Raw genomic sequence first — 12,695 nt, forward strand, 5'->3', positions numbered from 1 at the left:
CGGACTGGATTGTTGCGGAGCTAGTTCTAATTTTACCGAGTTCAAGAAAGAGTTTTTGAACCCTTCGCTTTACCTTGGCCGATGGGGTGGGCAGCGAAGATGGCAAACGTCAGTTTCAACCGCAAACGAGTGAAACTCAAGCAGGTTCTCGGAATCCGGGCACGGCTTGCGTTGCTCGCGGTGATTCTGGTGACGCCCTTGATGTTCGAGCGCATCCGTTCGCTCGAGGACACGCGCGCGCGGCAGATCGCGCAGGCCGCGACCGAATTCACCACCATTGCAAGACACAGCGCCGATGCGCAGCGCGAAGTGATCTCGTCGGTCGAAACCATCCTGAAATCCGAAGCCTTCATCCGCGCCTCCGCCGGCGGCATCAGCAAGAGCTGCGACGTGCTGCGCGCGAGCCTGCCGTCGAACCTTCCCTGGATCCGCACGCTGTTGATCGCCGGCCAGGACGGACGCATCCAGTGCGCCACCAACAACATGTATGTCGGCCTCGACCTCAGCGACCGGCCATACTTCCAGCAGGCGCAGGAAACCGGCCGCTTCGTGCTGAGCGACTTCATCCTGTCGCGGCCCGTGCCGTCGCCGACCGTCATGGCGGTTTATCCGGTGTCGGCCTTCAGCGGTGTGGCGGATGCCGTCGTGCTCGCCACCGTCAACCTCGACTGGATGTCGAAGGTCATGAGCAATCTCGGCGGCCGCGCCGGGATCACTGCCGTGCTGGTCGACAGCGCCGGCACCGTGCTCGCCGCGCCGGCTGATCAGCACAGCGCGATCGGCCGTCCGCTCGACAACATGCCGCTGATGTCGGCGATCGCCGACAAGGCGCTGCGTTCGGACCAGGACGAGGGCTCACTCTCTTTCCTCGCCCCTGACGGCTCCCGCCGCGCGGTGAGCTATATCCGCATCGCCGGCACCAACGCCCGCCTGATTGCCAGCATCGACGAGGACAAGGTGTCCGCGGCGGTCAGCCGCGACATCCGCACAGCCTATCTCCAGCTCGCGTTCGTCGTCCTGTTCGTCCTGCTCGGCGCGCTGATCGCCGCCGAGAAGCTCGTGATCAAGCCGATCGAGATGCTGGCCGACATGGCCAAACGCCTCGGCGAAGGCGACCTCTCGGCCCGCGCCGCGCGCAACCGGCTGCCGGCCGAGTTCGTGCCGCTGGCCCGCGCCTTCAACGCGATGGCCGCGCAGCTCAGCCAGCGCGAGCGCGAGCTGATCGCGAGCAACGACCGCCTGACCGTGATGGCCTCGATCGACATGCTGTCGGGGCTGGCCAATCGCCGCGGCTTCCAGAGCCGGCTCGACTTCGAATGGATGCGCGCGCAGCAATATGACAGCGAGCTTGCGCTGCTGATGATCGACGTCGATCACTTCAAGCTGTTCAACGACACCTATGGCCATCTCGAAGGCGATTCCTGCCTGACCCGGCTCGGCGAATCCTTGTCCGGCATCGCCGCCGACACGATGGGCTTTGCGGCCCGCTATGGCGGCGAGGAGTTCTGCCTGCTGCTGCCGAACACCGATGTGAACCGCGCCGTCGAGATCGGCGAGCAGGTGCGCGCGGCCGTGCTGAAGCTGTGCCTGCCGCACATCACCTCCGCCCACATGATCGTCACCGTCTCGATCGGCGTTGCCGCAACGAAGCCGAACGAGACGCTGCGCCCCGGCGATCTCATCGAAGCTGCCGACGCCGCGCTCTACGCCGCAAAACACCGCGGCCGCAACAATGTCATGGAGCACGGCATCCAGGTGATCGAGAACGGCGCGGCCGCCATGATGCTCGCGGCGAGCGCCTAGCCCGCAGCCGCGGCGCGATCGAGCTCGACTTCTGTCACCACGCGATTGCGGCCGCCGCCCTTGGCGAGATAGAGCGCGCGGTCGCAGCGCTCGATCAGATCGGTGATCGTCTCGCCGGTCCGGTACTGCGCCACGCCGATCGACACGCTGATGCCGGGCAGGGTCTCCCCGGTCGAGCGGCGCGTGATCGTGCATTCGGCGATCGCGCGCCTGATGCGCTCGGCGATCTCGGCGCAAGCGGCGAGATCGGCATCCGGCAGCACGGCAATCAGCTCCTCGCCGCCATAGCGGGCCGACAGATCCTGCTCGCGAACTTTTTCGCGCAGCACTTTCGCAATCAGGCGCAGCACCTGGTCGCCGACACCGTGGCCGAAATTGTCGTTGAAGGTCTTGAAGTGGTCGATGTCGAGCATCAGCACGCCAAGCGGCTCGCCCCAATCCGCGGTCGTCTGTGCCTTGCGCAGGAATTCATCGAGCGCCCGCCGGTTTGCCAGCCCCGTCAGCGTATCGGTCCGGGCGCGCTCTTCGGACTTGGAGAGCGAGTCGCGGATCACGTCGAGCTCGCGGGTCTTTTCCGCAAAGCCGGCCTCGAGCCGGGTCGCCCTCGTGGCGGCCCGGGCCAGCTCATTCATGAGCTGGGCGACCAGCGCCTTCGGATCGACCCCAGCCCTGCCCTGATCAGCGACCTCGCTGATCGCCTGCATCTGGGAACGATTGTCGGCCATGGCCGTCGCCAGAAACTCTTTCGCCGCCCTCATGAGGGCATGCAGCCGATCGGACGTCTCGGAGGCGACGGCGCCCGCCCGGGGCGCGACATAGGTCTCGAACAGATCCTGGTTGGTCCGGGCGTCGAAGGGACGATTGTGGTCGATCAGGAGATCGATGGCATTGCGCAGGTCGTCATGGCTGCCTGCGAAATAGTGGAACCAGACGGCAAAATTGGTCGGCGTCGGCGGAATCCGCTGCTCGGCCATGCTCCGCACCGCCCGTCCGGCGATGGACGCGGCATAGTCGTAATCGAGATCGTCGAAGCCTGATTATCGCCTGGCGGGGTGCTGTCGGCGGCCAACCTCGCACCGACCCCTTAATCCGATCCCAATGGGCCGTCCGTACTTTAGCGGAGCAGCCTTGCGGGGGGGCCGCCGCCAGCGGCAACCCATTGACCCCCTAAGGACTTCTATGGCCTAGTCCGCCGTCTTTAGACGGCCGAATCCACGAAAACCCAACGATTCCATGACCTCCGAACGCTACAACGCCCGCGACGCCGAACCGCGCTGGCAAGCCGCCTGGGACCAGCAGGCGATCTTCGTCTCCAAGAACGACAACTCGCGGCCGAAATACTACGTGCTGGAGATGTTCCCCTACCCGTCCGGGCGCATCCATATCGGCCATGTCCGCAATTACACGCTCGGCGACGTGCTGGCCCGCTTCATGCGCGCCAAGGGGTTCAACGTCCTGCACCCGATGGGCTGGGACGCCTTCGGCCTGCCGGCCGAGAACGCCGCCATCGAGCGCAAGGTCGCGCCGAAGGCCTGGACCTACGACAACATCGCCGCGATGAAGAAACAGCTCCGCTCGATCGGGCTGTCGCTTGACTGGTCGCGCGAATTCGCGACCTGCGACCCCAGCTACTACAAGCATCAGCAGAAGATGTTTTTGGACATGCTCGCCGCCGGCCTCGCCGAGCGTGAGAAGCGCAAGCTCAACTGGGATCCGGTCGACATGACCGTGCTCGCCAACGAGCAGGTGATCGACGGCCGCGGCTGGCGCTCGGGTGCCGTTGTCGAACAACGGGAAATGAGCCAGTGGGTCTTCAAGATCACGAAGTACTCGCAGGAACTGCTGTCCGCGCTGGATGGGCTCGACCGCTGGCCCGACAAGGTGCGGCTGATGCAGCGCAACTGGATCGGCCGCTCCGAGGGCCTGCTGGTCCGCTTCGCACTGGATAAGGCGACGACGCCCGCCGGCGAGAGCGAGCTGAAGATCTTTACGACGCGCCCGGACACCCTGTTCGGCGCCAAATTCATGGCGATTTCGTCGGATCATCCGCTGGCTCAAGCAGCAGCCGCGAAGAACCCGAAGCTTGCCCAGTTCATCGCCGACATCAAGAAGATCGGCACCGCGCAAGAGATCATCGACACCGCGGAAAAGCAGGGTTTTGACACCGGCATCCGCGCGGTCCACCCGTTCGATCCGAGCTGGAAGCTGCCGGTCTATGTCGCGAACTTCGTGCTGATGGAATACGGCACGGGCGCGATCTTCGGCTGCCCCGCGCACGACCAGCGCGACCTCGACTTCGTCAACAAGTACAATCTCGGCAATACGCCGGTGGTGTGCCCCGAGGGACAGGATCCGAAGACGTTCGTCATCACCGACACCGCCTATGACGGTGATGGCCGCATGATCAATTCGCGCTTCCTCGACGGCATGACCATCGAGCAGGCCAAGGACGAGGTCGCAAAGCGGCTGGAAGGCGAGCTGCGCGGCAATGCGCCGGTCGGCGAGCGCCAGGTTAATTTCCGCCTGCGCGACTGGGGTATTTCACGGCAGCGCTATTGGGGCTGCCCGATTCCCGTCATCCATTGCCCCAAATGCGATGTGGTGCCGGTGCCGGACGCCGACCTGCCGGTGACGCTGCCTGATGACGCGACCTTCGACAGACCGGGCAACGCGCTCGACCATCACCCGACCTGGAAGCACGTCACCTGCCCCAAATGCGGCGGCAAGGCCCAGCGCGAAACCGACACCATGGACACCTTCGTGGATTCGTCCTGGTATTTTGCGCGGTTCACCGATCCCTGGAACGAGAACGCGCCGACCACGCCAGCCGTCGCCAACCGGATGCTGCCGGTCGACCAGTATATCGGCGGCGTCGAGCACGCGATCCTGCATCTGCTCTACAGCCGCTTCTTCACCCGCGCGATGAAGGCGACCGGGCACATTGCGCTGGACGAGCCGTTCGCCGGCATGTTCACGCAGGGCATGGTGGTGCACGAGACCTACCAGAAGGCCGACGGCACCTATGTGCAGCCGGCCGAGGTGAAGATCGAGGTCGGCGGCAACGGCCGGCGCGCGACGCTGCTCACGTCAGGCGAAGACATCCAGATCGGTCCGATCGAGAAGATGTCGAAGTCGAAGAAGAACACGGTCGACCCCGACGACATCATCGAGACCTACGGCGCCGATGTCGCCCGCTGGTTCATGCTGTCGGACTCCCCGCCCGACCGCGACGTGATCTGGAGCGACGAGCGCGTCCAGGGCGCCTCGCGCTTCGTGCAACGGCTGTGGCGGCTGGTGAACGATGCAGTGGAGCTCGGCCAGGCCGCGCCGGCAGATCGTCCGGGCTCGTTCGGCCCGGATGCGACCGCCTTGCGCAAGGCCGCTCATGGCGCGCTGGACAAGGTCACCACCGGCATCGAGCGGCTGCACTTCAATGTCTGCCTTGCCCATATCCGCGAATTCGCCAATGCGTTTTCGGAGGTGCTCCAGCGCCCCGGCCAGCCCACACCTGACCTCGCCTGGGCGGTCCGGGAGGCCAGCCAGATCCTGGTTCAGCTGTTCTCCCCGATGATGCCGCATCTGGCCGAGGAGTGTTGGCAGGTTCTAGGCCATAGCGGGCTGGTTTCCGAGGCCGATTGGCCCCAAATCGAACGCGATTTGCTGGTTGAAGACGCCGTGACTCTGGTGGTCCAGGTCAATGGCAAGAAGCGGGGTGAGGTCACAGTTGCAACAGTGGCCCAGAATCCGGAAATCGAGGCTGCCGTTTTGGCCCTCGATGCGGTAAAACTGGCCCTGGACGGCAAGCCCGTCCGCAAGGTGATCATCGTCCCCAAGAGGATCGTGAATGTTGTCGGCTAGGATCCGGATCGCTGCCCGCTTGCTGGCGGTCGCCGCATTGGCGGCGCTGACGGCTGGCTGCTTCCAGCCGATGTATGCCGAGCGTGGTGACGGCACCCCCGGCCTGCGCGAGAAGCTGATGGGGGTCGACCTTCCGCCGATCAACAAGGCCAATGCCTCCCGCGAGGCCCGTGTCGGCGTCGAGGTCCGCAACGCCCTGGCCTTCAAGCTCTACGGCACGGCCACGGGCATGCCGCCGACCCATCGCCTGGAGATTCGCTTCGCGAGCAGCAAAACGTCGCTGATCGTCGATCCCAATACCGGCCTGCCGAACAGTGAAAACTACGGCATCGACGCCCAGTACAATTTGATCGAGGTCGTCAGCGGCAAGTCGGTCATGACCGGCACGACGTTCGCGCGCGTGTCCTATGACATGCCCGGCTCCTACCAGCGCTTTGCCCGCAACCGGGCCCTTCGCGATGCCGAGGATCGTGCCGCCAACGAGATCGCCGAGAACATCAACACTCGCCTCGCCTCGTTCTTCATCGCCGGCACTTAAGTCATCCCCGTCATTCCGGAGCGCCCGCCGGGCGGATCCGGAATCCAGAAATTATTGATCGAGATTTCCGGGTTCGCACTTTGCGCGCCCCGGAATGACAGTTGGGCCCGATGGTCGCGCTGCGCGGAAAAGAGATCGACGCCTTCCTCGCCCGTCCCGACGGAGGCCGACCGATCATCCTGCTCTACGGTCCCGATGCCGGCCTCGTGCGCGAGCGCGCCGATGCACTGATTGCCTCGGCCGTCGACGACCCCAACGATCCCTTCTCCCTCGTCAAGCTCGACGGCGACGAACTCTCCGCCGAGCCGTCGCGGCTCGTCGATGAAGCCATGACGGTGCCGTTGTTCGGCGGCCGCCGCGCCATCCGCGTCCGCGCCGGCTCGCGCAGCTTCGCCAGCGGCATCGATACGCTGGCGGAGATGGGCGTGAAGGATTGCCGGATCGTGATCGAGGCCGGCGAGCTGCGCCCGGAATCGCCGCTGCGCAAAGCCTGCGAGCGCGCCAAGACGGCCGTGGCGATCGGGTGCTATCCCGACACCGAGCGCGACCTTGCCAAGCTGATGGACGACGAGCTCCGCATCGCCAATCTGCGCATCGCGCAGGATGCCCGCGCGGCGCTGATGTCATTCCTCGGCGGCGACCGCCAGGCCTCGCGCAATGAGCTGCGCAAGCTGACGCTCTATGCGCATGGCAAAGGCGAGATCACGCTGGATGACGTGATGTCCGTCGTTGCCGATGCGTCCGAGCTGAAACTCGACCCCATCGTCGACGGCGCCTTCGCCGGCCGGCCCGACATCGTCGAGACCGAATTTGCAAAGGCCATGATCGCCGGCACCTATCCCGGCGTGATCATCTCCGCCGCGCAGCGCCAGGCTGCGTGGCTGCACAAATCTGCGCTCGCGATCGCCGACGGCCAGCCTGCCTCCGCCGTGCTCGAGGGCGGCTATCCGCGCCTGCATTTTTCGCGAAAGCCCGCGGTGGAAACGGCGCTGCGCAATTTCAGCGTGGCGCGGCTCGCCGCAATCATCGAGCAGCTCGCGACCGCCGCGCTCGACACCCGCAAGCAATCGACGCTAGCCGCCGCCATCGCCCAGCGCACGTTGATGGCCATCGCCGCGAATGCGAAGCGACGGGGGTAAGCCTCCGCTCTCAACACGTCGTTGCGAGGAGCGCAAGCGACGAAGCAATCCAGAATCCCTCCGCGGAAAGACTCTGGATTGCTTCGCTACGCTCGCAATGACGATGTGGAAACAGATGCGCTCGCAATGACGGAGCGAAACGCCAACTCCTCATCCTGAGGAGCGCACCCTCGCACGCGTCTCGAAGGATGAAGGCCCGGGCCCTCGCCCTTCGAGACGCCGCTTCGCGGCTCCTCAGGGTGAGGGTGAGAGAGTAGGAATGACGATGACGTCTACAGCGCGCCCTTCGCGAGCCGCTTCATCACCTCGTCGAGCTGATCGAGGTTGCGGTAGTTGATCTGGACGGAGCCGCCGGGGTCGCGGTGATTGACCGTGACCTTGAGGCCAAGCGCATCGCTGACGCGCTTTTCGAGATCGATTGTGTCGGGGTCTTTTTCCTTCCCCCCGGTGCTGCGCGCCTTCTGCGGCTTGCGCTCCGGCACACCCTCTTCATGCGCGAGCGCCTCGGCCTGGCGGACGTTGAGGCCTTCCGCGACGATGCGCCTGGCTGAGGCGAGCGGATCGGGCACACCGATCAGCGCGCGGGCGTGGCCGGCGGTCAGCTCGCCGCTCGTGATCAAGGCCTGCACTTCGGCCGGCAGTTTCGTCAGCCGCATCATGTTGGCGATGTGGCTGCGGCTCTTGCCGACAACCTTTGCGATGTCGTCCTGGCTGCGTTTGAACTCGTTGGCGAGCGCGTGATAGCCGAGCGCCTCTTCCATCGGGTTGAGGTCTTCGCGCTGCACGTTCTCGACGATCGCGAACTCCAGCGCATCGCTGTCGCTGATGTCGACCGGCACGATCGGCACTTCGTGCAGGCCGGCCATCTGCGACGCGCGCCAGCGCCGCTCGCCGGCGATGATCTCGAAGCGATCCTGCGCGCCCTTCACCGGACGCACGACGATCGGCTGGATCACGCCGTGCTGCCTGATCGAATCAGAGAGCTCCTTGAGCTCCGTTTCCGAAAAGGCGCGGCGCGGGTTGCGCGGATTGGGCTTGATGAATTCGATCGGCACCTTGCGCTGCGCGCGCGGACGATCGACATGCTGAGCCTCGCCGCCGACATCACCGATCAGACTCGCAAGACCCCGGCCCAGTCGCGAACGCGCTTCGTCGGCCATCGCCAGCTCCCTTGGATTCACGGTGCAACACTCCAGAACTGAATTATCGTAGGGTGGGCGAAGCGAAGCGTGCCCACCAGTTGTGTGCAGAAGATGGTGGGCACGGCGAAGACGCCTTTGCCCACCCTACGGCAGCGTCAATGCGTGGTGCGCAGCTCGCGCTCGCGCTGGATCACTTCGGTGGCGAGCCGCAAGTAAGCTTCGCTGCCGACGCATTTGAGATCGTAGACCAGGACCGGCTTGCCGTAGGACGGCGCTTCCGAGATGCGCACGTTGCGCGGGATCATGGTCTTGTAGACCTTCTCGCCCATGAACTGACGGACGTCGGCGACGACCTGGTTCGAGAGGTTGTTGCGCGAGTCGAACATGGTCAGCACGATGCCGTGGATCGACAGGTTCGGATTGAGCGTCGAGCGCACCTGCTCCACCGTCTGCAGCAATTGCGACAGACCCTCGAGCGCGAAGAACTCGCACTGGAGCGGCACCAGGATCGCATCGGAGGCCGCCATCGCATTCACCGTGAGCAGGTTGAGCGAGGGCGGGCAGTCGATCAGCACATAGGTGTAATCGGCGTCCGGCGAGACGTTGTTGTTGAGCGCGCCGATGGCGTCGCGCAGCTTGAACGCGCGGCCGGGCGTGGTGCCGAGCTCGAGCTCGAGGCCGGAGAGATCCATGGTCGAGGGTGCGATATGCAGCCGCGGCACCGCGGTCGAGACCACCGCCTCGCGCAGAGCGGCTTCGCCGATCAGCACGTCATAGGTCGAGCAGGAGCGGTTGCGGCGATCGATGCCGAGGCCGGTCGAGGCGTTGCCCTGCGGATCGAGATCGACGATCAGGACGCGCTCGCCGATCGCAGCGAGTGCTGTGCCAAGATTGATCGCCGTGGTTGTTTTTCCCACGCCGCCCTTCTGATTCGCCAGCGCCAGGATGCGCGGGTGGCCCTGCGGGACTTCGCCGGTCTGCTGCTGCTGCGGTTCGTCAATCTCGCTCATCGCAAATTCCCCACTCGACCCCTGAACGCCTCAGCGGCGCCGCTCGACGGACGTCAGCTCGACGATCCAACCGTCGCCGGTACGGCTTTGGTGAAGCTGCGGCTGAATATTCCAATATTTAGCGGCTTCGGTCAATTCAGCCTCTACATCTTGACCCTTCGGAAACAGCGCTTTTGCACCCTGGCGCATCAGCGGCTCCGCAAAGCCGATGAGTTGATGTAGCGGAGCCAGCGCACGCGCGGTGACGCAATCCACGGGGCCGGTGATTCTATCCACATTATCCCCGATCTCCGCGAGATGTACGAGCCCCGGAGATGCGGTGACGCGAACTGCTTCGCGCAGAAAGGCCGCCTTCTTGGCGATTCGCTCGACGAGGTGGACGCTGGCGCCAGGCGTCCCGGCCATGGCACAGGCGAGGACGATTCCGGGGAAGCCGCCGCCGCTGCCGAGGTCGGCCCAGCGTTTGGCCGAAGGGGCGAGATCGACGAGCTGGAGCGAATCGGCGATGTGCCGGGTCCAGAGCTGCGGCAGGGTCGAGGGCGCGACCAGATTGGTCTTGGCCTGCCACTCGCGGAGCAGCGCGATGTAGCGATCGAGCCGGTCTTCGGTTTCACGTGAAACGGGGGCGAGCTTGAGTGCCGCGAGCTTGTCCGCCGCGATGGTGGAGTCCAGCGACCGATCGTTGGCGCTGGCCTTGTCGATCTTCGGTTTGACCGGCGTCGGCTCGGCTCGACCACCGCCGCCCTCACCTGCCGCTGTTTTCCCTGATGACGATCTGCCGCCCGGCCCGCGCTGTTTCACGTGAAACGCCTATGCGATCGCCTTTGAGGTCTTCCGTGCCTCGCGCCGGAGGTAGGCCGCGAGGATACCGAGAGCCGCCGGCGTCATGCCGTCGATCCGGCCAGCCTGGCCGACGGTGAACGGCCGCGCCTTCTCCAGCTTGGCCCGCACCTCATTGGAAAGACCGGGGACTTGCTGGTAATCGACGTCCGACAGCACCATCCCCTCGTCTCGCCTGAAAGCTTCGACGTCCGCGCTCTGGCGCTCGAGATAGACGTCATACTTCGCGTCGATCTCCAGATGGGTGGCAATGACCGGGTCGATCGCCGACAGCTCCGGCCAGATGGCCCGGACCTGGCTCCAGCCGATGTCCGGATAGGCCATCAACTCGAACGCCGAACGGCGCTGGCCGTCCCGGTTCAGGGACAGGCCGTGCTTGATCGCCTCGTTCGGCGTGATGGTCAGGGACTTCGACAGCGCCCTGGCCGCATTCAGAGCGCCCATCTTGGCGCGGTGATGCTGCGTCCGGGCGCTCCCGACGCATCCGAGCTCAATCCCCTTCTCGGTGAGACGCTGATCGGCATTGTCGGCGCGCAGGGTCAGCCGGTACTCGGCGCGGGAGGTGAACATCCGATAGGGTTCGCTGATCCCACGGGTGACGAGGTCGTCGATCATCACACCAAGATAGCCATCGGCGCGGTCGAACACGGTTAGCGCGGCGCCGCTCGCGGCCAAAGCCGCGTTCAGGCCGGCCACGATACCCTGCCCGGCAGCTTCCTCGTATCCGGTGGTGCCGTTGATCTGCCCAGCCAGGAAGAGACCACGCAGACGCTTGGTCTGGAGGGTCGGATCGAGCTCGCGGGGATCGATGTGGTCGTACTCGATGGCATAGCCCGGACGGACCATCTTCACCTGCTCCAGGCCAGGAATGCTGGCGAGGATCGCGAGCTGGACCTCCTCCGGCAGCGAGGTCGAGATGCCATTGGGATAGACGGTGCTATCGTCGAGCCCCTCGGGCTCCAGGAATATCTGATGGCCGTCGCGGTCGCCAAAGCGGACGATCTTGTCCTCGATCGAGGGACAATAGCGTGGTCCGGAGCTCTTGATCTGGCCCGAGTACATCGGCGAGCGATGGACATTCGCACGGATCACCTCATGGGTCGCGGAAGTCGTTCGGGTGATCCCGCACTGGATCTGCGGGGTCGTGATCCGCTCTGTCATCACCGAGAACGGCTCCGGCGGCTCGTCTCCAGGCTGCATCTCGACCGCTGACCAGTCGATCGTGGTGCCGTCCAGACGCGGCGGAGTCCCGGTCTTGAGCCGTCCAAGGGTGAAGCCTGCCCGCTCAAAGGAGCTCGAAAGACCCATCGCCGGGGCTTCGCCGACCCGGCCGGCGGGCCAGTTCTTCTCGCCGAGATGGATCAGACCGCGGAGGAAGGTGCCGGTGGTGACGACAACTGCCCCTGCCCGAAGCTCCCGGCCGTCCGCCAGGCGTAGTCCGGTCACCCGTCCCTCGACCACGATCAGTTCATCCGCCTCGCCTTCGATCACCGAGAGACCCGCAGTCTCCCGGATCGCGGCCTGCATGGCTGCGGCATAGAGCTTCCGGTCGGCCTGAGCCCGGGGGCCCCGGACAGCCGGTCCCTTGCGGCGATTGAGGACGCGGAACTGGATGCCGCCGGCATCGCCGACCCGGCCCATCAGACCATCCAGCGCGTCGACCTCGCGGACCAGATGGCCCTTGCCGAGACCGCCAATCGCGGGGTTGCAGGACATCGCGCCGACCGTGGAGAAACGGTGCGTCACCAGAGCGCTCGTCGCACCCATCCGGGCGGAAGCAGCCGCGGCTTCACAGCCGGCGTGGCCGCCGCCAATCACGATGACGTCGAAACTCTCTCGCTCTGTTCGCATGGGCGGACTTCTATCGCAGAGGCGGAGAAGCCGGAAGTAGAAACTGGGTGAGGCGGTTGTTTCACGTGAAACGGGGTGGCAGGAGGCGATGCGCACTTTCGCGAAAACAACCCCATGCGCAGTAGAACCGCCACTGAACGGACTGCCGTTTCACGTGAAACAAGATGGGTCTAACCGGGAGAGAGCTCCTGGCGAGATCTCGCACGGCTCCGGACGGGGGTAGAGAGGGCACAGGCGATGGGTCTGCTCCGTCGTTGCGAGCGGAGCGAAGCAATCCAGAAACCCTGCGTGGAGGCAGTCTGGATTGCTTCGTCGCAAGGGCTCCTCGCAATGACGAGTTTGGGGCACGAGCGTCGTTCACAGCCAAGACCGCTTGAGCAGTGAAATCCCGCCCAAGTCTGCGGGCCCAGAAGCCGTAATGAGGGCCGCTCGCGTTTCACGTGAAACAGGCCGGAACCGCCCACCACCTGTTTCAGTGAAACAGCGGGAAGCTTGTAGCCCGGATGGAGAGCCA

Annotated in this window: 9 protein-coding genes; 4 read left to right on the forward strand and 5 right to left on the reverse strand. The window is 65.0% G+C overall.

The genetic code is table 11. The features are described 5' to 3' along the window. The first annotated feature begins 99 nt into the window (after nt 1-99). Nucleotides 100-1,803, forward strand: a complete 1,704-nt coding sequence (locus AB7535_RS36095; RefSeq protein WP_354113552.1) for a diguanylate cyclase domain-containing protein — start codon at nt 100-102, stop codon at nt 1,801-1,803. On the opposite strand, the gene AB7535_RS36100 is transcribed toward AB7535_RS36095, so the two are convergent. Next, nucleotides 1,800-2,777, reverse strand: a complete 978-nt coding sequence (locus AB7535_RS36100; RefSeq protein WP_439037522.1) for a GGDEF domain-containing protein — start codon at nt 2,775-2,777, stop codon at nt 1,800-1,802. The two genes, AB7535_RS36095 and AB7535_RS36100, sit on opposite strands and share 4 nt — an antisense overlap. A 259-nt stretch (nt 2,778-3,036) precedes the next feature. On the opposite strand from AB7535_RS36100, the gene leuS reads away from it, so the two are divergent. The 3 genes from leuS to holA all read left to right on the forward strand — a co-directional run bounded on the left by leuS (nt 3,037) and on the right by holA (nt 7,338). Next, nucleotides 3,037-5,661, forward strand: a complete 2,625-nt coding sequence (gene leuS / locus AB7535_RS36105; RefSeq protein WP_354113554.1) for a leucine--tRNA ligase — start codon at nt 3,037-3,039, stop codon at nt 5,659-5,661. Continuing rightward, nucleotides 5,648-6,199, forward strand: coding sequence for an LPS assembly lipoprotein LptE (gene lptE, locus AB7535_RS36110; protein WP_028150179.1), 552 nt, complete (start codon nt 5,648-5,650; stop codon nt 6,197-6,199). Before leuS ends, lptE begins: the two co-directional genes overlap by 14 nt. A gap of 110 nt (nt 6,200-6,309) precedes the next feature. Then, on the forward strand, nt 6,310-7,338 hold the full coding sequence (gene holA / locus AB7535_RS36115; RefSeq protein WP_071908756.1) for a DNA polymerase III subunit delta: 1,029 nt from the start codon (nt 6,310-6,312) through the stop codon (nt 7,336-7,338). Between the two features lie 272 nt (nt 7,339-7,610). Here the strand turns inward: holA and AB7535_RS36120 are convergent, their stop codons facing one another. From AB7535_RS36120 to mnmG, 4 genes are all read right to left on the reverse strand, one after another. Then, nucleotides 7,611-8,498, reverse strand: coding sequence for a ParB/RepB/Spo0J family partition protein (locus AB7535_RS36120; RefSeq protein ID WP_028150177.1), 888 nt, complete (start codon nt 8,496-8,498; stop codon nt 7,611-7,613). A 137-nt stretch (nt 8,499-8,635) separates the two neighbouring features. Next, nucleotides 8,636-9,490, reverse strand: a complete 855-nt coding sequence (locus AB7535_RS36125) for a ParA family protein (protein WP_354113555.1) — start codon at nt 9,488-9,490, stop codon at nt 8,636-8,638. A 30-nt stretch (nt 9,491-9,520) separates the two neighbouring features. After that, a complete protein-coding gene (rsmG, locus tag AB7535_RS36130) occupies nt 9,521-10,291 on the reverse strand; it encodes a 16S rRNA (guanine(527)-N(7))-methyltransferase RsmG (protein ID WP_354113556.1) in 771 nt (256 codons plus the stop codon). Nucleotides 10,292-10,300: 9 nt separating this feature from the next. Beyond that, a complete protein-coding gene (gene mnmG, locus AB7535_RS36135; protein ID WP_354113557.1) occupies nt 10,301-12,181 on the reverse strand; it encodes a tRNA uridine-5-carboxymethylaminomethyl(34) synthesis enzyme MnmG in 1,881 nt (626 codons plus the stop codon). Between the last annotated feature and the right edge of the window lie 514 nt (nt 12,182-12,695).

It is taken from the genome of Bradyrhizobium sp. 956_D2_N1_4 (assembly GCF_052076025.1).
In the GTDB taxonomy this organism is placed as follows: domain Bacteria; phylum Pseudomonadota; class Alphaproteobacteria; order Rhizobiales; family Xanthobacteraceae; genus Bradyrhizobium; species Bradyrhizobium barranii.

Bases quoted from the DNA above. Each gene is read 5' to 3' on its own strand.
- AB7535_RS36095 (WP_354113552.1), top strand. From the start codon at position 100: ATGGCAAACGTCAGTTTCAACCGCAAACGAGTGAAACTCAAGCAGGTT.
- lptE (WP_028150179.1), top strand. From the start codon at position 5,648: ATGTTGTCGGCTAGGATCCGGATCGCTGCCCGCTTGCTGGCGGTCGCC.
- AB7535_RS36120 (WP_028150177.1), bottom strand. From the start codon at position 8,498: ATGGCCGACGAAGCGCGTTCGCGACTGGGCCGGGGTCTTGCGAGTCTG.
- AB7535_RS36125 (WP_354113555.1), bottom strand. From the start codon at position 9,490: ATGAGCGAGATTGACGAACCGCAGCAGCAGCAGACCGGCGAAGTCCCG.
- holA (WP_071908756.1), top strand. From the start codon at position 6,310: ATGGTCGCGCTGCGCGGAAAAGAGATCGACGCCTTCCTCGCCCGTCCC.
- leuS (WP_354113554.1), top strand. From the start codon at position 3,037: ATGACCTCCGAACGCTACAACGCCCGCGACGCCGAACCGCGCTGGCAA.
- mnmG (WP_354113557.1), bottom strand. From the start codon at position 12,181: ATGCGAACAGAGCGAGAGAGTTTCGACGTCATCGTGATTGGCGGCGGC.
- AB7535_RS36100 (WP_439037522.1), bottom strand. From the start codon at position 2,777: ATGGCCGAGCAGCGGATTCCGCCGACGCCGACCAATTTTGCCGTCTGG.